This is a genomic window from Streptomyces aurantiogriseus (genome assembly GCF_014649375.1).
GTDB classification, from domain to species: domain Bacteria; phylum Actinomycetota; class Actinomycetes; order Streptomycetales; family Streptomycetaceae; genus Streptomyces; species Streptomyces aurantiogriseus.
The window spans coordinates 142,424-164,951 of record NZ_BMSX01000008.1 but is presented as its reverse complement, the minus strand read 5'-3'; the positions used below and the strand labels follow the sequence as shown (position 1 = coordinate 164,951).

The 22,528-nt window shown below is 70.1% G+C and carries 7 protein-coding genes and 2 pseudogenes; 3 read left to right on the top strand and 6 right to left on the bottom strand.

The features are described from left to right. Positions 1 to 12: 12 nt before the first annotated feature. From IE263_RS48635 to IE263_RS18880, 5 genes and pseudogenes are all read right to left on the bottom strand, one after another. Positions 13 to 138 (bottom strand): annotated as a pseudogene (locus IE263_RS48635) (IS5/IS1182 family transposase); the annotation flags it as partial. A gap of 17 nt (positions 139 to 155) precedes the next feature. Beyond that, positions 156 to 404: pseudogene (locus IE263_RS48630) on the bottom strand (class I SAM-dependent methyltransferase); the annotation flags it as partial. 772 nt (positions 405 to 1,176) lie between these two features. After that, positions 1,177 to 3,924: a pyruvate, phosphate dikinase gene (ppdK, locus tag IE263_RS18890; protein WP_189937923.1), complete on the bottom strand. Its 2,748-nt coding sequence runs from the start codon at positions 3,922 to 3,924 to the stop codon at positions 1,177 to 1,179. Positions 3,925 to 4,699: 775 nt separating this feature from the next. Next, positions 4,700 to 5,155 carry a hypothetical protein gene (locus tag IE263_RS18885; RefSeq protein WP_189937921.1) on the bottom strand — a complete coding sequence of 152 codons (456 nt, stop codon included), beginning with the start codon at positions 5,153 to 5,155 and terminating at the stop codon, positions 4,700 to 4,702. A gap of 94 nt (positions 5,156 to 5,249) precedes the next feature. Next, positions 5,250 to 12,239, bottom strand: coding sequence for a polymorphic toxin-type HINT domain-containing protein (locus tag IE263_RS18880; RefSeq protein ID WP_189937920.1), 6,990 nt, complete (start codon positions 12,237 to 12,239; stop codon positions 5,250 to 5,252). A gap of 483 nt (positions 12,240 to 12,722) precedes the next feature. Between IE263_RS18880 and IE263_RS18875 the strand changes: the two genes are divergently transcribed. After that, the gene (locus IE263_RS18875) at positions 12,723 to 17,570 is read left to right on the top strand and encodes an FG-GAP-like repeat-containing protein (RefSeq protein WP_229911050.1); all 4,848 of its coding nucleotides are present in this window, start codon (positions 12,723 to 12,725) and stop codon (positions 17,568 to 17,570) included. A 165-nt stretch (positions 17,571 to 17,735) separates the two neighbouring features. Here IE263_RS18875 and IE263_RS18870 read toward each other — a convergent pair whose 3' ends face one another. Next, complete coding sequence (locus IE263_RS18870; RefSeq protein WP_189937916.1) at positions 17,736 to 18,956, bottom strand: ROK family protein; 1,221 nt, start codon at positions 18,954 to 18,956, stop codon at positions 17,736 to 17,738. Between the two features lie 121 nt (positions 18,957 to 19,077). Between IE263_RS18870 and IE263_RS18865 the strand changes: the two genes are divergently transcribed. Beyond that, on the top strand, positions 19,078 to 20,589 hold the full coding sequence (locus tag IE263_RS18865) for an MGH1-like glycoside hydrolase domain-containing protein (RefSeq protein ID WP_189937914.1): 1,512 nt from the start codon (positions 19,078 to 19,080) through the stop codon (positions 20,587 to 20,589). Further along, positions 20,586 to 22,523: an amylo-alpha-1,6-glucosidase gene (locus IE263_RS18860; protein ID WP_189937912.1), complete on the top strand. Its 1,938-nt coding sequence runs from the start codon at positions 20,586 to 20,588 to the stop codon at positions 22,521 to 22,523. Before IE263_RS18865 ends, IE263_RS18860 begins: the two co-directional genes overlap by 4 nt. Positions 22,524 to 22,528 lie beyond the last annotated feature (5 nt).

The window sequence follows — 22,528 nt, the reverse complement described above, 5'->3', positions numbered from 1 at the left end:
CTGTCGTGCGGGTCACGAGCGGAGCCAGAGCCGGATCGAGGCGAGGGTGACGGTGCCGTGGAACACATAGGCGCGCTTGTCGAACCTGGTGGCCACGGCGCGGGAGTTCTTGAGCGCCAAGATGGTCCGTTCGACGCGATCACCAGCCCGTCTCGGGCAAGGACGCGGGACAGGTCCCTGACCGCATGCGGGATGTCCGGGACGTGGTACAGCATGTGCAGCGCCAAGGCAGCATCGACGCTCCCCGTGGCCAGCGGCAGGCACGTGGCCTCCGCCACGGCGACCGGGCCGGGAACGCCGGCGAGGATGCCGGGTGCGATGTCCAGGCCAAGCAGTTCCAGGTCGGGCCGGTCCTGCCGGAGCCGCTGGATGAACGTGCCGTTGCCGCAACCGACATCGACCACGCGCCCTCCCCCGCGCACGCCGCTCAGCTTCTCGGCGACGATGCCGGGCAGGTCGTAGCGGGGCGTCTGCCACTGGTAGAGCGACTGGCGGGCGGCCAGGTCTCGGTCGCTGCTGTAGGCACTTCCGGCGAGGCGGCCCCGGTCGGTGACTGCGGCGTCGTGTGCGGCGGACTGTTCGGTCACGTCGGCAGCTCCGGAGGACGGGCGGCGGGTGCGGCCGCGAGAACGGCTGTGTCCGGGAGTCGTTCACGCAGGTGCGCCGCCTGCGCGGCTCCACCGTACTGCGGTCCCCGGCTCCCGGCCCGGAGCGCCGGGCATCGCCTCTGTGCGGTGAGATCGATCGCTGCCCTGCCCGTGTACGTGGCGGCCGTCACCGTCCCGGTCCTCGCCCTGGTGCCGGCGCGGACATCGACCTGACGCACCCCCACGGCGACCGCAGGGTCAGGGTCGCGCAAGCCGGGCCGGGAGGGGGCGCCCCGGATCCTCGCCCCCGGGCAGGGCAAGCCCTGGCGGCGCGTCGAGTGGGTCAGTCCTCGCCGGTGCGACGTCCGGCGCCCTGCGGCCGGGGGCGTGGCCGCCCTCCAGGACCCGCAGTGCGGTCCGGGCCGTCGTCGCCCCGCCAGGGCCCCGGATCGGCCATGCGCAAGAGGGCGGCACCCCCGCACAGGGTGCCGCCCTCCTCTTGCGTACCGGAGCCGCCGCGATCGGTGCTGAGGGTCGGGGACCGCAGCGGCTCCGGGGTCAGGTGAGGCCGGTCGGGGCCGGCCTCGACTCAGCGGTGGTCGCTGCCCGCCGACTGCGTGGCCGCCCGGCCCGCCTCCAACCGCGCCACCGGGATCCGGAACGGCGAGCAGGAGACGTAGTCCAGGCCGACCTCGTGGAAGAAGTGGACCGACTCGGGGTCGCCGCCGTGTTCGCCGCAGACGCCGAGCTTCAGGTCGGGGCGGGTCCGGCGGCCCGCCTCCGCCGCGGCCTTCACCAGCGAGCCCACGCCGTCCTTGTCGATCGTCTCGAACGGGGAGACACCGAAGATGCCCTTCTCCAGGTACGCGGTGAAGAAGGAGGCCTCCACGTCATCCCGGCTGAAGCCCCACACCGTCTGCGTGAGGTCGTTCGTACCGAAGCTGAAGAACTCCGCCGCCTCCGCGATCTGGCCCGCCGTCAGGGCGGCCCGAGGCAGCTCGATCATCGTGCCGATCGACAGCTTCAGGCTGGTGCCCGTGGCGGCCTCGACCTCGGCGACGACCTGGTCGGCCTCCTCGCGGACGATCTCCAGCTCCTGGACCGTGCCGACGAGCGGGATCATGATCTCGGCGCGCGGATCGCCCTTGGCGTTCTTGCGCTCGGCCGCCGCCTCGGCGATGGCACGGACCTGCATCGTGAACAGGCCGGGGATGACCAGGCCCAGGCGTACGCCCCGCAGGCCCAGCATCGGGTTCTGCTCGTGCAGGCGGTGGACCGCCTGGAGCAGGCGCAGCTCGTTCTCGTGCGGCTCCTGGCGGGACTCCGCCAGCGCCACACGCACCGACAGCTCGGTGATGTCGGGCAGGAACTCGTGCAGCGGCGGGTCGAGCAGGCGGATGGTGACCGGCAGGCCGTCCATCGCCTCGAACAGCTCCACGAAGTCCTTCTTCTGCAGCGGCAGGAGCTGCTTGAGGGACTCCTCGCGCTCGGTCTCCGTGTCCGCCAGGATCAGGCGCTCGACCAGCTCACGCCGGTCGCCGAGGAACATGTGCTCCGTGCGGCACAGGCCGATGCCCTGCGCGCCGAAGCGGCGTGCCCGCAGCGCGTCCTCCGCGTTGTCCGCGTTCGCGCGGACGCGGAGGCGGCGCTTGCGGTCCGCGAAGGCCATGATGCGGTGGACCGCCTCGACCAGCTCGTCCGCGTCGTCGGCGCCCGCGTGCATACGGCCCTCGAAGTACTCCACCACGGGGGACGGGACCACCGGGACCTCGCCCAGGTAGACCTTGCCGGAGGAGCCGTCGATCGAGATGACGTCGCCCTCCTCCACCACGTGGCCGCCCGGCACGGTCATCCGGCGGCGCTTGGTGTCGACCTCGAGCTCCTCCGCGCCGCACACACACGTCTTGCCCATGCCGCGCGCGACCACCGCCGCGTGGGAGGTCTTGCCGCCGCGGGAGGTGAGGATGCCCTCCGCCGCGATCATGCCGTCCAGGTCGTCGGGGTTCGTCTCGCGGCGGACCAGGATGACCTTCTCACCCGAGCGCGACCACTTCACGGCCGTGTACGAGTCGAAGACCGCCTTGCCGACGGCCGCGCCCGGCGAGGCCGCGATGCCCCGGCCGACCTGCTCGGTCTTCGCGTGCTCGTCGAAGCGGGGGAACATCAGCTGGGCCAGCTGGGCACCGGTGACGCGCTGGAGCGCCTCGGTCTCGTCGATCAGGCCCTGGTCCACCAGCTGCGTGGCGATGCGGAAGGCGGCACCGGCGGTCCTCTTGCCGACGCGCGTCTGGAGCATCCACAGCTGACCGCGCTCGATCGTGAACTCGATGTCGCAGAGATCCTTGTAGTGGTTCTCCAGCGTCTCCATGATCCCGAGCAGCTGGTCGTACGACTTCTTGTCGATCTGCTCCAGCTCGGCCAGCGGGACGGTGTTGCGGATGCCCGCCACCACATCCTCGCCCTGGGCGTTCTGGAGGTAGTCGCCGTAGACGCCCTGGTGGCCGGAGGCGGGGTCGCGGGTGAAGGCGACGCCCGTGCCGGAGTCGGGGCCCAGGTTGCCGAAGACCATCGAGCAGACGTTGACCGCCGTGCCCAGGTCGTGCGGGATGCGTTCCTGGCGCCGGTACAGCTTGGCGCGGTCGCCGTTCCAGGAGTCGAAGACGGCCTTGATCGCGAGGTCCATCTGCTCGCGCGGGTCCTGCGGGAAGTCGCGGCCGGCCTCCGTCTTGACGATCTTCTTGAACTTGGTGACCAGCTTCTTGAGGTCGGCCGCCTCCAGTTCCGTGTCGACCGTGACCTTCTTGGCCGCCTTCGCCGCCTCCAGCGCCTCCTCGAAGAGGTCGCCGTCGACGCCGAGGACAGTCTTGCCGAACATCTGGATGAGACGGCGGTAGGAGTCCCAGGCGAAGCGGTCGTCGCCGGCCTGCTTGGCCAGGCCCTGGACCGACTTGTCGGACAGGCCGATGTTGAGGACCGTGTCCATCATGCCGGGCATCGAGAACTTGGCGCCGGAGCGGACGGAGACGAGCAGAGGGTTGTCGGCCTGGCCGAGCTTCTTGCCCATCTTCTCCTCGAGGGCGACGAGGTGCGCACTCACCTCGTCACGCAGTGCCGCCGGCTCCTCGCCACTGTCGAGGTAGACCTTGCAGGCCTCGGTGGTGATGGTGAAGCCGGGAGGGACCGGCAGGCCGAGGTTGGTCATCTCGGCGAGGTTCGCGCCCTTGCCACCGAGGAGGTCCTTGAGGTCCTTGTTGCCCTCGGTGAAGTCGTAAACGAACTTCACGCCCTCAACGCTCGTTGCCGGCTGAGCTACGTGGGGATCTTTGTTTTCCGACACGGGTCTCGACTCCTCGAGGACGCGGTGGCTGCCCTGACGGCGAGGAACATACCCAGATCGAAGGCACTTGGGTACGTCCACTTGTGCGTCATGCGCTCGTAACCCGCCGTCCGCCACCGGATCAAAAGTCAAGGCATGGGCAGCACGAGACAGCCGATGTCTTCACTTCTTGAACGCATCAACGCTCGTAGAGTTCGCATCGCGCTCAGATGAGCGAGGGTCATGCGCGTTTGATTTCGATCGATGAACGATCAAGAGGTGGCACTCAGTGCCACCCCTTGATGAAGTGCAACCGCCCACGATCCGCTCATCTGAGCGCAACCCTTATCAAGGGTGGTGAGAATCACGCTCCCACAGGCGGCGGGATTTCACCATGCGGACGGGTACCCGGATGGAAACATTCCCGACACGCCGCGCCAATGGTGCTCAGGCGGGCCCCGGTGGGCGCAGCCATGGACCTCGTTGCGGCGGGCACCTCGGAAGCAGGGTCGCTCCCGCAGAGCGCAGGGCCCCGCCGAGGCGTTCTCGGCGGGACCCGTTTCGGTGACACCGCACTACCGCTTCACACGCGCGCCTCTCACCAAGGGGGACAGGGGGCTCCTGACGCCCACCTGGGTTCGAAGAACTCCTCCCGGAAGACGTCCACCGCTGCCCTGAGCAGGGCGAGGTCGATTTCCGGCCGGATAAAGTTCAGAGGGGTCGAGGTGTCATCGCACACTCCATCTTTTTCCACGCCTGTCATGCTCGATCCAGGACAGAGGGAACAGCCTTGATGTCACGATCTTCGGACGAATCCGATCCGCTCCGGGGCATCACGGATTTCACACATTTCGTCGACCCGTCGCCCCAGAGTGTTCAGGGCCTCGTCCAGTTCGAGGCGGGAATCCCGCGTCCGGTGAATTGTGTACGCCCCAGGGGCGGCTGCACCGACCGCGCATTCCAGACTGGCTCCGATCAGCGTCTCGATGTCGCAGCCGGATTCGGAAAACGCCAGAGTGGCGGTGAAATCGAATTCTCCGGGCTCGTAGGCGTAGTCGGGATCGGGAATTCGGATGGAGTGATACAGGGTGACTCTCAATCCGTTCCGGGAATCGATGAGAATCTGGTGGACAAGAGTCGCTTCTTCCCCGAACGGGAACGCCACGAAGAGGTCGAGGGTGAAATCAGCAAGTTGCTTCTGGTATCGATCGATATCCAGCAGGAAGGCTGATACCTGCTGCCTGGCGGACAACAATGCTGCTCTCCGATCTCCTTGAACGGCCGCATGCCGTCCGAGGTGAGCGCCCCGGACGGCATGCGGCGAGTAACGAGGATGGCCAGTTGCTTCAGGATGCCTTGAGGGTGAACAACACCCATGCACCCTTGTGGCCTTGATACCCCTTCTCAACCCTCATGAGCACCAGCGTGAGTTTCCTGGCGTCCCCCACCGCTCCAGAGCTGTTGGCAACCCGGCCGATCGCCGACTCGAAGCCCAGACTGTACTCTCTGCGCTCCCCGATCGAAGCCTTGGCCGCCCACTTATTGATCGCCGTTCGGTGGTGATTGACGACAGCGTTGATGCTGTCCTGCGCCGTAGCGGAGGGCAGCATGGAAGCCACATTCGTGTGGGGGTCGGTCTGCGCACGGTCGATCAAGTCCTGGTCGGAGATGTCCAGGTGATCCTTGGGGTGTGCGCCCTGAATTCCCTGGTCCTTGTCGAGGTCTCCACAGTTGTGCACCAGGGCCGAAGCCGCCCCCGTCACCACGTAGTACGTGTGGATGTCGGCGACCGTCAGGTTGTAGACCGTGGCCGGCTGGGTCCAGCGCTGGACGGCCGTGACCTGGACGCGGGTGCCCGCGCCGGTCTCCAGCCAGTCGCCGGACTCCAGGTCCGTGGCCTTGACCCACTTGCGCAGCTCGGGCGCCCAGAACGGGTGGCCGTCCGTGGCCGTGGTCTTGGCGGTCTTCTCGGCCTTCTTGGCATCGGTGTCGATGGTGATCTCGACCAGGTTCTTCGCACCCTTGCCGACAATTTGGGCGGTGACCTCCTTGGCCGCCGTCTTGCCGGTCCTGGGGTCCTTCGCCACCACCTTGTCGCCGGGCTTCACGTCCTTGATGGGCTTGGTGCTCCCATCGGCCATGAGGACCTTGGTCCCGGGCACGAAGCTGTTCACCCGGCAGGACTCGCCGGCACCGGACTGCGTGCCGTCGCCCCCGCCGCCGTCGCCGTTGCTGTCGGCCTTCTTGGCGGCTGTGGCTTCGACTTCGTCGGCTTTCGCCTTTTTGGCTGCCTTCGCGGCGTCAGCCTGTTTCTGCCACTCGGCCATGTCCTCCGTGTACTTGGCCATCGCCTTCGCGTCGGCGTCCGCCCGCTTGACGATGCCGGTGGCCCAGCGGACCTCGTCCTCCCACTTGCGGTAGGCACTCCAGGCCTTGTCCAGGGCCTTCAACACGCGCTTGGCCTTGCCCGCGAACGGGACCGCGGCCTCCAGGGCGAGCATGGCGCAGGTGCCCACGTCGCCGTTGAGGCAGTCGACGATGTCGTTGTAGCCGCTGGCCTCCTTCACCGCCTCCTTGGCCACGTGCATGACCATGTCCATCTTGGACTGCTTCTTCAGCCACCTGGCCCGCTCCACGTCCTTCTTGCTGACGCTCGGGACAGGCTTGGACGGGGCCGGGGGCGTGCCGCCCGTCAGTGCGGCGTAGGCCTTCTTGTACAGCTTGACGGCCGCCTGGAACAGCTTGGGGATACCCCAGAACTGGCCGGACGGGTCAGTGAAGGTGACCGGGCTGTTGTTGGCGTACGCGTACGGGTTCATCGTCTGCGACTCGGCCACGTCCATCATCGGGTCGACCGAGATGAACCGTCCGATCGCGGGGTCGTACTCCCGTGCGCCGAGGTGGGTGAGTCCGGTGGACTCGTCCATCGTGCCGCCGACGAAGCCCTTCTCACCTGGCCACATCGACGGCTTCTGGCCGCGCGGCTCGCCGAACGGGGTGAACGCGCGGCGCGTCACCGCGCCCGAGGTGGCGTCCACGGCCGTGGTCGCCGTGCCGTTGTGGTCGGAGAGGAGGTAGGCGGTGGTGACCTTGCCGCCCTCGGCGGTGCGCACCATCGCCGGGCCGGCCGGGTGCTGGTAGTGGCGCGTGCCCTTGACGACGTTTCCGGCCTTGTCGAGCTGGACCTCCGTACCCGGCAGGTACAGGGTCGTGCCGTTCGGATCGCGGCGGATCAGGCGGTTGCCGCCCGCGTCGTAGACGTACTCGGTCTTCTTCGCCGTGTCGCCGGTGCCTTCCGTCACCCGCTCCAGGCGGCCCTCGGCGTCCCACTCCAGGCTCTGCGTGGTGCCCATGACCGTGCGGCGGGTCGTGTTGCCGACCTCGTCGTAGCCGAAGGAGTCCTCACGCTCGCCCTCGGGTCCCTCGGTGCGGACCTTCATGAGCTTGCTGGTGGTGGTACCGCCCTCGGCGTACTCGTAGTCGCGGAAGACGTCCTTGGTGGTGTCACCGGTGACGTCGTGCTTGACCTCCGTCTTCCGGTTGCCGGCCGCGTCGAACGTGTACGACGTCCAGTACGGGTTCGGGCCACCGACCTGCGGCTGGGCCGGTCGGCTCGCCAGGTTCGTGCATTCGTCGGGCTTGGCCGACGTCCAGGCGTCCGTCATCCGGCGCAGGTAGTCGTACGCGAAGCACTGGGTGTCGGTCGTGGCCGCCGTCGGGTTGACCCCCTGGGCGTCCGTGATCTTGAGGATGTTGCCGGAGGCGTCGTACGTCGTCCGGACATCGCTGATCCGGGCCGTCCCCGTCGTCCCGACCTCCTGGTCGAAGACCGTGCGCAGCGGGCGGCGGGTCTGCTCGTCGAACTCGCGGCTGGTGATGAGCTGCTTGCCCGCCGGGCCGACCCGGGTGCGGACCACATCGCCCAGCGGCGTGTACTCCGTACCGGCCACGAACGTCTTGCCCGCGACCGCCATGGTGGTGACCATGTCGAGGCCGTTGTAGCCGACCGACGTCCGCTCCTTCGGCAGGCCGGCGACCGCCGGCTGCGTCATCGTCTGGGCCATGCCGGTCGTCTTGGTGTACGTGCTGCTGTACTCGTACTCGCCGGCGAGCTTGTTCTCCGATGCCGGGATGGTGATCTTCGAGCCGAGCGGGCGGTACTCCTGGTCGTAGCCGGTGACCTCCTGCTTGTAGGCGTTGCCGTCGACGAAGCGGGTCGCGGAGACCGGCAGGCCGATCGCGCCGGGCAGGGTGTCGTACGTCTGCTCGGTGAGCTTGCGGCCCTTGAGGGAGCCTTCGTACGTCCCGGTGGTCCGGCCGAGCGTGTCGTACTCGAACGCGATCGTCCTCGCCGGGTCGCGGCCGTCCGTGGTCGTCAGGACCCGGTCACCCTTGTCGTACGAGGTCTTCGTAACGCCCTTGTCGGGGTCCTTCGACTCGTACATGCGGCCACGCAGGTCGTACTTGTACGACCAGACGTTGCCGGCCTGGTCCGTGACGGACTCCAGCATGCCGCGCCGCTCGTACGTGTAGCGCGTGCGGTCGTACGCGCCGGATGGGCCCTCACCCTTGAACTGGCGCAGCTCCGTCTTGCGGCCCTGGGCGTCGACCAGGGACATCGTGGGGATCTCGCCCTTGGGCGGGTCCACCGCGACCCAGTCGCCGCCGTAGGAGGTGGTGGTCCGCCAGGTCTCCTCGCCGAACTTGCGGGCGATCGTGGCGACCGGACGGCCCTGACCGTCGTACTCGGTGCGGGTCGAGGCCGGGACCTTGTTGTCGTCCGAGGTCCACAGCTCGGGCGACGGGTCCTTGTCGTTGAAGTGGGCGCCGTTCTCCTTCCAGACCAGGCCGCGGCTGTCGTAGAAGGTGTCGGTGATGACCCGGCCGCCGTCGAGCGCGGGCTGCTGGGTCTGCCGCAGGCGCAGCGCGCCGTCGTAGATGTCGTACGTGACCCGGTAGTCGCCGCGCTCCAGGAGCTTCTTGGTGGTGACGACGACGGGCTTGTCCGGCGTGACGGTGTAGCTGAACTCGGCGTCCGGGGTCTGGGTGACCGGGTCGCGGTCCGGCGACCAGGTCTTCACCAGGCGGCCGAGCGCGTCGTACTCCAGCACCTGCCGGCGCTTGTTGGTGTCCTCCTTGGCCAGGGCCAGGCCACGGCCCGGATCGAGCTCGGTGGTCTCCGTGTGGCCCTTGGCGTTGGTGACGACGGTCTTGACCGGTACGGAGCCGGCGGCGGGCACGTATGTCGTGCGGGTGGTGTTGTTGTGGATGTCCGTCACGGACGTGACGCGGCCGTGCTTGTCGAACGTCGACGAGGCGTCCAGCCGGTAGACCGGCTTGCCGTCCTTGTAGTCGGCGAGCGACTCGACCTTGGTGACGTTGTACGCGGCGTCGTAGTGGATCACCTTGTCGGTGGCGACGTCCGCCGGGCGGGCGATGTCCTTGGCGTCACAGGCCTTGGTGAGCGTCTCCACGCGCTTCTGCGGCGTGTACACGTACTTGTCGGCGTCGTTGACGTACTCGTAGCGGGTGCACGTGGCGTCGTCGGTCCTGGCCAGGTCGCCATGGTCCGTGGTGTGCTCCACGCGGCCCCGGCTGTCGTAGGCGTGCTCGACCGCCGTGCGGCGCTGGCCGCGCCCGTCGGACAGGACGGTGCGGGAGGCGATCTTCGAGGTGCCGGTCACCCACGCCTGGAGCGGCTCGGCGCCCTCGGTGCGCTTGCGGGTGGCGGTGGGGCCGCGCACCCAGGGGGTGTAGAGGGTGGCGGACTGCAGGGGGCCGCCCTCGCCGTCGTAGTACAGCGACTCGCGGATCTGGCCGGCGAAGAGCCTGTGGTCGTCGACCGTGCCGCCCTCGCTGTCCTTGATCTTCACCTCGCGTTTGCCGGTGGGCAGCTTGTCGCCGTCCATCCCGCGGAAGTAGACCGTCTCGACCTGCGAGCGCTTGTCCGGGGCGGTGCCGACGAGGGTGCGGACCTTCTCGTAGCCGCGCCACTGCGACCAGGTGCGGGCCTTCTCGCTGAGCAGCTCGCTGTCGTCGTCGTACGCCCAGGCCGGGTCGCCGATGTACTGGAACGTCGTGACCTTCGTCGGCGACGTGCCGTTCTTGTCCTCCTCGCGGACCTCGTCGACCCGGTGCTTGTGGAACCAGTCCGTGGAGTACTTCTTCTTCAGACCGGTCTCGTCGGTCGGGTCGGGGACCTCGTTGACGACCGGGTAGCAGCGCATGGTGTTCGTGTGCGGCGCCGACGGCAGCTTCTTCGGGTCCGTCTCGGTGGAGCACTCCGGCTTGGCGTACTCGACCGCGATGCGCGCGCCCGTCTCCGTCTGGATGGTCTCCACGCGCCAGCGCAGGAACGGCGGGTTGCCGTCGCTGTCGTTGTCGACGCGGTTCGGGAGCTGCTTGCCCTGGAAGGTCACGGCGGGCAGCGAGACGGGCGTACCGTTCTTGCCGGTGTGCTGGATGGCGTTGAGCCACAGCGGGTAGTCGCCCGCTACACCGCCGTCACCCGTGGACTTGAAGTCCTGGGTGAGGGTCCAGGTGTCGACCGGCTGGGGTTTGCCGTCCTTGAGGACCTCGGTCGTGACGGACGTCAGCCGCTTGCGGGTGAAGAACGTGGGCGCGTAGCGGTCCTTGCAGTCCTTGCCCTCGGCGCACAGCTGGTCGGCCGGGACGTCGGGCCAGTTGCGGGTGACCTCCCACTTGGCCTCGGACGTCAGCTTGTTCTCCGCGCAGTCGAACGCGGTGGTCTTGACGCAGCGCTCGGCGACGTCGAAGACCACCCGGGCCGGGGCGGCGGCGAACAGGTCGTCGCTGCGCAGGCCGTAGGAGATGTGCTTGAGCCAACCGCCGCGGTCGTAGGCGCGGTTGGTCGACTTGCCCTCGCGGGTGACGTTGGAGCCGTAGTGGTTGCGCTCCTTGGCGTACCAGTACGTCATGGCGTTGCCGCGCAGGTCCACGACGTAGTCGAGGTTCCAGCGGTACACCTGGTCACAGACCGAGTCGGCGTACGCGGCCTGGTGGCAGGGCTCGTTCGCGTGGTTGCCGTACACCGGCACGGACCAGGCCGAGTTGGTCTCCGCCTTGCCGGACGCCCAGCCGGGCAGCCGGTCCATGCCGAAGTAGTACTGGACGCCTTCCTCGTTGGTGACGCGCCAGTACTCCTTCTCCTTGTCGCCGTTGGCGGCGCCCTTGAGGAGTTCGACGCGCGAGCCGTCGTCGCTCGCGGGGACCCACTTCTTGGACTTGTCGTCGAGGACGAGCTGCGTGGAGCTGCCGTTCAGGGACAGCGTGACGACGGGCGGGCCCTGGCAGAGGTCACCGGTGGGGTGCTTGGGGTTGTTGTACCCCGAGCCCTCCTTGCGGTCGTTGGAGCAGGGCACGTACTGGCGCTCGATGAAGTTGGCACCCGTGTCCCAGCCGTCGCCCACCCAGCTGCTCTGCTGCGAGGACGCCGAGGAGCGGCCGTCGACGCTCGCGGACGAGTAGCTCAGCCCGAGGGTGGGGCCGGGGCCGCCCAGCGAGGACGGGATCTCCATCGGGTAGGACCAGGTGAAGTCGCCCGACGAGCCGCCCGCCTGCCAGGAGCCGGAGGGGCTCAGGGAGGTGGCGCGGTAGTCGCCGGACGGGCCGTTGGGCGCCGCTGTCGCGGCCAGCACCATGGCGCCGGCGCGGGCCGCCGTGGGCGTGGCGGCGTGTGCGGACACGGCCGACGTCGCGGACGCGGTACGGGCCGAGGCGCCGTTGGGCGCGGCCGTGGTGGTCGGTGGCGCCTGGACGGTGGCCGTCAGGATGCCCTTCGCCGGGTCGTTGGTCGTGGCGACCTGCGTACGGGTCTGGCACTCGGCCTTCTGCGGTGTCGTCAGCGCGCACGCGGGCATCGCGACGAACGTCAGCCGGGAACCCCAGCCGCCGCCGTAGGCGTTGCGGAAGCCCTTGTAGTCGAGCTCCACCTGCACCGGCGCGGCCGCCGGGGCCTGGTCGGTGCGCTGCACCTGCAGCAGGACGCCGTCGACGCCGGCCCTGTCGGTCGCGGTACGGTCGGCGACCTCGACCTGGGCGGTGACGGGCCGGCCTGCCGCCGCGCTCCCCTGAGCGGCGGTCAAGCGAACCGGCAGCGAGCCGGCGCGGACGCGCGGGGCCGGGGCACCGGCCCGCGCCGCCGGCCGGACCTCGGCGGAGCCGGCCGTCGGCCAGGTCACCGAGGGGGACCCGGTCCAGGTCCGCTTCGGCACCGCGTTGCCCCCGGAACCCCCCTTGGCCGGTTTGCCCGGCACGTTCACGAGCTTCTGCGACTCGGGCAGGGTTCCGCCGGCCGCGCGCGCGTCCGGGGCCATGGCCGGGAGTCCGGTCAGCAGAAGCGATGTGGCGAGCGCCGGCAACGACCAGCGTATCGCTCTTCGTATTCGTCTGTGGGCATGGCTGCGCCCACCCCGTTTTAGCATAGATATTTCCCCGGTTTCATCCCCCGTGAAAAACAGTCGGCGTGAAGTTACCACCGAGTCGCTTCGGTGGCCCACCGCGTGCCCCGACCCGGGACCTGGGTCGCCTCCGGGCCATCAGGCCTGCTAGAAAGCACGGTTGAGGGGTCGCATATCCGCCGTTCGTCACACTGAGCGACGACGGTACAAGGGCGGGGGAAGCCGGAACACTCCATTCCGGAACGCCCGTGCGCCACCCCACGCACATTGACCGATTCACCGCGAGGAAACAGGCGGGAAAACCGCATGAGAAACACACCGAGAGGGGTCGTCAGCGACCCGGGGGGAATTTCCAGAAAGGCGATGTCAGCAATATTGCTGATAGCCCTTTCCGCTGGAATGGTGACCCTTTCACCGGCCGCCGCGACCGCGGCCGGAACCACGGCGCCGGAACGTTCCGGCGCGACGCTGCCCGAGCAGCGGCGCACGGAGACCGACGCGGCCGTCAAAAAGGCGGCGGAAACCGGCCGTCGCGTCGAGATCAAGTCCGAACGGACGGAAACAGACGAGACGTTCGCGAATCCGGACGGAACGTTCACGGTGGAGCGCGCGCTGATCCCGGTGCGCGTACGCCAGAACGGAAAGCTCGTCCCCGTCGACACCCGTCTGTCCGAGACGGAGGACGGCCGGGTCGCCCCCAGGGCCGCCGGCATGTCCGTCTCCTTCTCCGGTGGCGGTGACGAAGCCTTCGCCACCATGGTCAGGGACGGCCGCGAGGTCTCCCTTTCATGGCCGGGCAAACTGCCCGAACCGGTAGTCTCCGGCCGCACGGCCACCTACCCCGACGTACTGCCGGGCGTCGACCTCACGGCCACCGTCGACGTGGACTCCTTCTCCCACGCGCTCGTGGTGAAGAACGCCGAGGCCGCCAAGAACCCCGCACTGGACGCCATCACCTTCGGCTACACGAGCAAGGGCCTCGACCTCAAGGCCGGCGCGGACGGCCGGCTGGAGGCCGTGGACCCGACCGGCACGGCCGTCTTCTCCGCACCGCAGCCGCGGATGTGGGACTCGGCAGGCTCCGAGGACCCGGCCGCCGCGCCCGCGACGGGAACCACGACGGGAACCGTGAAGAGCGCCGCGAAGGCCCGCACGGCCCGTTCCGCGCCCTCGGCCGACGCCTCGGCCGACGCGACGCCGCGCCCGCTCACCGAGACGCTGGCCGGCGCCACCGAGGGCTCCCGACAGGCGGGCCTCGGTGTCCAGCTGACGGACCGTGCGCTCACCCTGCGCCCGGACAAGGAGCTGCTGAGCGATCCCGGCACCGTGTTCCCGGTCGTCATCGACCCCGTGTGGGCGAAGGACGCCTGGAAGAACGCATGGTCCATCGCGTACAAGCACTCGAACGTCGCCAACTCCGACGACACCGTCTACTGGAACGGCGGCACGATCTCCGATTTCGCGCGCGTCGGCGTGGCCAACGACACCCAGCGCGGCGGGACGGTCCGGGCGAACACGTACTTCCGGGTCTCCACCTCGAACATCTGGAACAAGCAGATCATCCGGTCGACGCTGCGGATCAAGCAGACCCACGCCGGTTCCTGGTCCTGCAAATCCGGCGCCGTGCAGGTCCGCACGATCGGCAAGACCCTCCCCACCAACATCACGTGGAACAGGCAGCCCAAGTGGGGCGCACTCATCGATTCCTCGGGTGAATCCTTCGGCGGCCGCAACTGCCCCTCCGACAGTGCCGGACTCGTCGAATTCGACGTGACCGACGCGATCAGCAAGGCGGCCAAGGAGAAATGGGGCTCCTGGGCCTTCGTCCTGTCGTCGAAGAGCTCCGAAGTCGATGCTTCCTGGCGGAAGTTCGACCCGCACTCGGTGCGCGTGTCGACGTACCTCAACACGATTCCGGCCAAGCCGAGCGGCCTGTCGACCGACCCGTCGGTACCCTGCACCGGCGGCACCTTCGGCACCACCGACTACATCACTCTGCGTGCAAAGGTGAACGACGCCGAGGACAACAACCTCGTCGCCGAGTTCCACTACGCGCCGAACGGCGACTCCTCGCCCGAGGTCGGCAAGGTCAAGGCGAGCCGCGGCTCGGTGGCGAGCCTGCGCATCCCCACCAAGAACCTGAGCTCCGGCACGTACTGGTGGGACGTGCGGGCCAGTGACGGCACCGCGAACGGCCCCTGGGCCGGCCGGTGCAGCTTCACCTTCGACAAGACCCGCCCCTCGAAGCTGCCCGGTGTGACCTCGCCCGAGTTCCCCGAGGAGAAGGACGGCAACCCGGCCCGCACGGACGGGAAGTTCCACTTCACCGCCGGCGGTGTGACCGACGTGGTCCGGTACGTCTGGTGGACCGACTCCGACACCCGCGAGCGGTTCGTCGACGCCACCAAGGCCGGCGGCCCCGCCAAGGAGCCGGTGACGCACAAGCCGCTGAACGCCGGGCCCCAGTACCTGTACGTCCGCAGCCTCGACGCCGCGGGCAACCGGTCCGACCTGAAGACATACCTCTTCTACCCGACGCGTGCACCTCAGCGGGACAAGCCGGGCGACCTCAACGGCGACACCACCGTCGACATGTGGTCCGTCGACCCGGGCAGCGGCGCGCTGTGGCTCCACCCCGGCCAGGGCAACGGCAAGTTCGGGGTGGGCCGCCAGGCCGACGAGGAGTCCTTCGGCGACGCGGTCCTCACCCACCGCGGCAGCTGGAACGAGGACTACTACGAGGACCTCCTGGCACTGCGCCCCGGCGTGGAGGACCCAGCCGTCAAGGAACTGTGGGTCTACACCAACCGCGGCGACGGTGATCTCGGCGGCGCCGACACCGGCCGCTGGCCGCTGGAGGTCGCCGTCGAGGAGGCCAACCACTGGACGAACGCCGACCAGGTGCTGGCGATCGGCAGCGTGAACGACGACAACGCCGACGGCAAGGTCGACGAGAACGACGCACCCGACCTGCTCGTCAAGGCCGGCGCCGAGTTGTGGCTCTACCTGGGCAGCCAGGGCAGCCCGCTGATCGACGACGTCGAGCCGATGTCCCTCGGCAACGCCGACTGGCAGAACATGACGCTCCTCGCCCCCGGCGACCTCAACGGCGACGGACTGCCCGAGCTGTGGGCCCGCGATGTCAAGAGCGGCAAGATCCACCAGTACGCCAGCCGGAAGAACCCGGTCCAGGACGACGTCACCGCGACCGACCTGACCGTGTACGCCGACCCGGCCGTGCGCGCCACGTCCATCGGCAGCGGCTTCACCGGCTCCGCCCATCCGCACCTCGCCACGAACGGCGACTTCGAAGGCGACGGGTTCCCGGACCTGTGGTCCCGCGACGGCGAGGGCAGCGCGGTCGAGTTCCCCGGCAAGGCGTTCGCCGACGGCTCCGCCTTCGGCCCGGCCCGCCCGCTCGTGACCGGCGGCACCCCTTGGGGCACCTGTGAGGCCTTCGAGTCGAAGGCCACCGGAAAGCACACGCTGTGCGGCCCGGTCCTCGCCAAGTACAAGGCGCTCGGCGGCCCGGCAGGCTTCGGCTACCCGGGCACCGACATCGTCACCGCCCCCGACAAGGTCGGCCGGTACGCGCACTTCCAGGCGCCCGGCACCACCGCCAACAACCGGTCCATCTACTGGAGCCCGGACACCGGCGCCTGGGAGGTCCACGGCTCGATCTGGGCCACATGGACCGAGATGGGCCGGGAGAGCGGCGTCCTCGGCTACCCGACCTCCGACGAGCGCCCCACCAGCGACGGCGTCGGCCGTTTCAGCACCTTCAGCAAGGCCGGCCGGGCCAGCGCCATCTACTACTCCTCCGGAATCGGCGCCCATGCGGTGCGCGGCGCCATCTACAGCCGATACCTCGCGCTGGGCGGCCCCCGGCGCGTCGGCTACCCGATGGACGACGAGCAGGCCACCACACCGAAGGCGGGCACGTACCAGCGGTTCCGGTTCCGCGACGAGGAGACGTACAGCACGTCGATCTACTGGAGCAAGGCCACCGGTGCCTGGCCCGTCCACAACGCCATCATGCGCAAGTGGATCGAGCTCAAGTCGGAGAACGGCTGGCTCGGTTTCCCCACGTCCGGCGAGTACCAGGTGGCCGGCGGTGTCCGGGCCGACTTCGAGAACGGCTACATCCGCTGGAACCGCACGAGCGGCACGACCACCGAGCACAAGCCGGACGACCGAACCGCGCACCTGCGGACGGACCTCGCCGGTGACGTGAACGGCGACGGGCGCACCGACATGATCACGGTCTACGACTACGGGAACGCGTCCACCGGTATCCACGTGCTGACCACCGACGCCGACGGCGGGGTCCGTCCGCCGAAGGAGGCCTGGACGAGCAGCCGCGGCGGCTTCGACGCCACCCGCGCCAAGTGGACGGCCGGCGACGTCAACGGCGACAAGCTCGCCGACGTCGTCGCGTTCTACGGCTACGCGGATGAATCGGTCGCCGTGTGGACGTTCATCGCCGAGAAGGACGGCGGATTCCGTACCCTCAAGAGCGCCGCGCTGCCGGCCAAGAGCTGGCACATGGACCGGGTGATCGCGCTTCAGGCTGGTGACGTCAACGGTGACGGCCGCGCCGACCTGACCGCCGTCTACGACTACGACGACGGCCAGACGGGCGTGCACAAGTTCCTCGCCCGCGCCGACGGCGGATTCGACAACCCCGTCCGCGGCTGGAACTCCGGCGACGGCAAGTGGTGGGCCAAGAACGCCCGCTACACCATGGGCGACGCCAACGCAGACGGCCGCGCCGACCTGATCGCCTTCTACGGCTACAGCACCGGCGCCGCCGCCCTGTTCACGTTCCCCGCCAAGGCCGACGGCACCCTGGACCAGCCGGTCAAGTCGTGGAACGTGGAGCCGGGCAGCTGGGAGCGCGACCGCGTCGAGCTGACCAGCGGCGACCACAACGGCGACAAGCGCGCCGACGTCGCGGTGATGTACCGGTACGACGAGGGCGTGACCGCGCTGTTCACCTTCACGGCGAAGTCGGACGGCGGCTTCAACGCGCCTGTCGCCGGCTGGAAGTCCGAGCTGGCGAACTGGTACGCCAGCAGCTCGGGCATGCCCCTCTCCGGTGACGCCGACGGCGACGGTCGCGCCGACGTCCTGATCATGTACAACTACGCGATCGGGGCCACCCGGGCGTTCACCTTCCCCACGCGGGAGGACGGCACGTTCGAGAACCCGCAGCGCTCCTGGTACGCGGAGCCGGGCACCTGGTGACCCGGTCCGGTGACGGACCGCCGTGACCAGTGAACGACAGCCGCCGGGCACCCACAACGGGTGCCCGGCGGCTGTGCTTTCCGGCCGACCGGTGTTCAAGAAGTCCGCCAGTTCTCGCTGCCCGACTGTGACCACTGACGGTGTCCGGAAAGACTCGTCTCGGACTCACACCCCCAGCGCCACCAACCGCTCCTCCACCCGCTCCGGCGCGTACAGGTACTCCACGACCAGTCCCCCGGCCCCCACCAGCCCCGCCCGCTCCCCCAGCCTCGAGGTCACCACCTCCAGACGGGCGGTGGAGCGCGGCAGCGCCCGCTGGTAGAGCAGTTCGCGCACACCGGTGAGGAAGGAGGTCCCGGCCAGGTCTCCGGCGATCATCAGCACCCCGGGGTTGAGCAACGTCACCACCGTCGCCAGGACGTCCCCCACCCGGCGCCCGGCCTCCCGGGCCAGCGCGGCCGCCCCCGGGTGTCCGGCGGCCAGCAGGTCCCGCACATCCGAGCCCGAGGCCGCGGGGACCCCGGTCTCGGCCAGCTTCCGCGCCACGGCGCCACCGCTGGCGACGGCCGCGAGACAGCCGTGGGAGCCACAGCGGCACAGGGCGTCCGCGCCCACGCGGATATGGCCGATGTCGCCGGCGCCGCCGTCGACGCCCCGGTATATCGCGCCGTCGACGACGACCCCCGCGCCGATGCCCGTCGACACCTTGACCAGGACGAACGCCGAGCAGTCACGGTAGGCCGTGCGCTGTTCGCCGTACGCCATGAGGTTGGCGTCGTTGTCGACGAGGACCGGCACCGGTGGCGCGCCGGTGTGTTCCGTGAACGCCCTGGCCAGGCGGCCGCGTATGTCGTAGCCGTCCCAGCCGGGCATGATCGGCGGCTGGACGACCCGGCCGGTCTCGCTGTCGACCGGGCCGGGGACGGCGAGGCCGATGCCGCAGACCTCGTCCGCGCGACGGCCGGCCTTCTCCAGCAGCTCACTGAACCAGCGGCCCAGCTCACCGAGGACGGTGTCCGGGCCGTCCTCGACCACCAGGGTGCCGCTGTGCTCGGCCAGCAGCTCGCCGGTCAGGGACAGGACGGCCGCGCGCGCGTGCCGCGTGTCGAGGTCGGCGGCGAGGACGACCGCGTGGGCGTCGTCGAACTCCAGGGTGATCGAGGGGCGGCCGCCCAGCGGGGAGTCGACGGGGCCGCCGGCGCCCTCGCGCAGCCAGCCCGCGCGGAAGAGGCGGTCCAGGCGCTGGCCGACGGTGGCCCGGGAGAGGCCGGTCGCCTGCTGGAGGGCACCGCGTGTCGTCGCCCGCCCGGTGCGTACCAGCGCGAGCAGATCTCCGGCGCCGGCCTGACCGCCACCTCTGCCCGTCCGACCCGGCCGTCCGGTCATGCGCACCCCCTTGTGTTTCTCAACCCTGCATTACATATTGAGTTTTGCGTGTTAAATAGACGTAACCCTACGGTAGCCACTGCCGAACCCGGTCGGCAGCAACGTCTTCGGGGAGCCCCGAGTGGATCGCACCGCCCAGCTCGTCGCCCGCCCAGCGGAGTACCCCGCTGTATACGATCCCGCCACACCGGCCGGGTCGCTGCACCTCAGAGCGGTGGAGGTGCTGGAGGGCAACTGGACGGGAGCGTCGACGGTGCCCTCCCGCGGGCTGTACCCGCACCAGTGGTCCTGGGACTCGGCGTTCATCGCAATCGGCCTCAGGCACGTCTCGCCGCGCCGGGCGCAGACGGAGCTGGAGACGCTGCTGGACGCCCAGTGGGACGACGGGCGGATCCCGCACATCGTCTTCAACCCCTCCGTGCCGCTCGACGCGTACTTCCCGAGCCCCGACTTCTGGCGCTCCTCGACCGCGGGGCGCGCTGCGGGCGCCCCGCGCACCGTACAGACCTCCGGCATCGTGCAGCCACCGGTGCACGCGCTGGCGGCCTGGCTGGTGCACTGCGCCGACCCCGGGCTGTCACGGGCGCGCGGCTTCCTCGCCCGGGTGTATCCCCGGCTGGCAGCCTGGCACCGCTATCTGCTGCACCGGCGGGACCTGGGCGGGGGCGGGCTGGTGTCCGTCGTCCATCCCTGGGAGCAGGGAATGGACAACGCCCCCTCGTGGGACGCCCCGCTCTCCCGGATCACCCCGGCCCCGGCCCGCTCCTTCCGGCGGGCCGACCTCGACCACGGCGCGGCGGAGGACCGGCCGACGGATCTGGACTACGGGCGGTACGTGCGGCTGGCGACGGACTACCGGGACGGGGGGTACCGGGACGGGCCGGGCGAGGGCCACGGCGTCGGGCACAGCGAGTTCGCCGTCGAGGATCCCTCCTTCAACGCCCTGCTCATCGCCTCCGAGCACGCGCTGGCACGCATCGCGCACGAGCTGGGGGCCACGGGTACGGCCCGGCACGCGCGCGCGGCGCGGCTGACGGCGACGCTCGTCGAACGGCTGTGGGACCCCGTGGAGGGCCTGTTCTTCTGCCGGGACGTGCGCGGCGGGGAGCTCATCCGCGAGCGCGGCGTCTCCGGCCTGGTCCCGCTGCTCCTGCCCGGTCTGCCGCGCGAGGTGGCCGCCGCCCTCGTACGGACCCTGCGCGGGCCGCACTTCGGGCTGGGCACGGCCACCCGCCTCGCCCCCAGCTACGACCTGCTCGGCGAGGCCTTCGACCCGCACCGCTACTGGCGGGGGCCGGCCTGGTTCAACACGAGCTGGCTGCTGGAGCGGGGTCTGCGGGTGCACGGCGAGCGGTCGCGGGCGGACGCGCTGCGCGAGGCCGTGCTGGAGATCGCGGGCACGTCGGAGTTCGCCGAGTACGTCGACCCGTACACCGGCGAGGCCTGCGGGACGACCGGCTTCAGCTGGACCGCCGCGCTCACGCTCGACCTGCTGCACGACACGGACAGCCACACCGACCACCCGCACGACACGAACCACCCGCACGGCACGAACCACACGGACCACCTGCACGACACGAACGACCTGCACGACACGGACGGCACCGCACTCAAGGGAGGGGACCGGGGATGACCGACCGGCATCATCTGCTCGTGTACGGCGGGACGTTCGCCGCCGTCGGCGACCGCGGGGACATCAGCGGCGTGCGGGGCGCCGGCGCTCCCGACGGGTTGTTCGTCAGGGACGCACGGCACCTCAGCCGCTGGCAGCTCACGGTCGACGGGGCCGTACCGGAGGTGCTCGCGCCGGTCGCGGACGGGGACGTCGCACGCTGTGTGCTCGTCCCGCGCGGAGGCCGCAGCGAGCCGCCGTCCTGCACGCTCTTCCGTGAACAGGCCGTCGGCGAGAGCTCGTTCGTGGAGTCGCTGCAAGTCGTCAGCAACCGTCCGGTGCCGCTGACGGTCCGTCTGGCGCTCACCGTCGACGCCGACTTCACCGACCAGTTCGAGCTCCGCTCCGACCACCGCACCTACTCCAAGACCGGCGCCGTCCGCCACCGCCAGGTCCTCGACCACGGCCTGGAGTTCACCTACCGGCGCGGCGAGTGGCGGTCGTGTACGACGGTGACCGCCGAGCCCGCCCCGGACGCCGTGGAGGAGACGGGCACCGGGGCGCGCCGCCTGGTGTGGAGGCTGGAACTGGAGCCGCACGGCTCGACCGAGCTGATCCTGCGCGTGATGGCCCGGCCGCACGGCGAGAAGCGGGCACTGCGGGTGCCCCGTTCCCCGGCCGCACTGAACGAGAAGCTGCTCGCGCAGGAGGGCGAGTTCGTGGAGGGCGTGGCCTTCCCGACGGGCTGGCCCGAACTGGCCGCCGCCTGCGCGCGCGGTCTTGCCGACCTGGCCACACTCCAGGTCCCGGCGAGCGGCCCGGACGGCGAGGAGCTGCGCGTCCCGGCGGCCGGCGCCCCCTGGTTCCTGACCCTGCTGGGCCGCGACGCCCTGCTCACCTCGCTCTTCGCCCTCCCGTACCGCCCCCACCTGGCCGCCACCACGCTCCCGGCGCTGGCCGCCACCCAGGCGACGGAGGCCGGCCCGGAGTCGGTCGCCCAACCCGGCAAGATCGTCCACGAGGTGCGGCACGGCGAGCTCGCCCACTTCGGTCAGGTCCCCTACGGCCGCTACTACGGCTCGGTGGACGCCACCCCGCTGTTCCTCGTCCTGCTCGGCGCGTACGTCGAGCAGACCGGCGACACGGCCCTGGCCCGCCGCCTGGAGCCCCACGCCCGCGCGGCCATCGGCTGGATGCTCGACCACGGCGGCCTCACCTCGCGCGGCTACCTCGTCTACCGCGCCGACCAGGGCGGCCTCGCCAACCAGAACTGGAAGGACTCCCCCGGCGCCATCTGCTCGGCCGACGGCACCCGCCCGACCGGCCCGGTGATGGCGGCGGGGGCCCAGGGCTACGCGTACGACGCGCTGCGCCGCACGGCGTGGGTGGCGCGGACGGTGTGGGAGGACGAGACGTACGCGGCCCTGCTGGAGCAGGCCGCCGCCGATCTGCGCGACCGCTTCCAGCGCGACTTCTGGATGGAGGAGCGCTCCTTCCCGGCGCTGGCGCTCGACGGCGACGGCCGCCAGGTGGACGCGCTGGCCTCGGACGCCGGCCATCTGCTCTGGTCCGGGCTGCTGGACAAGGAGTACGGGAAGCTGGTCGGCCGGCGGCTGCTGGAGCCGGACTTCTTCTCCGGCTGGGGCGTGCGCACGCTGGCCTCCGGCCAGTCGGCGTACCACCCCCTCTCCTACCACCGCGGTTCTGTCTGGCCGCACGACAACGCGCTGATCACGCTGGGCCTGGCCCGTTACGGGCTGCACGACGAGGCGCGGACGGTCGCGCACGGCCTGGTCGACGCGGCGACCGCGACCGGTCACCGCCTCCCCGAGGTCCTCGCGGGCTACGGCCGTGACACGCACGCCGAGCCGGTGCCGTACCCTCACGCGTGCGTACGGGAATCCCGCGCCGCGGCGGCCCCGTTGGCGCTGCTCACGGCGGTGGGCGGCGCGTAGCGGGG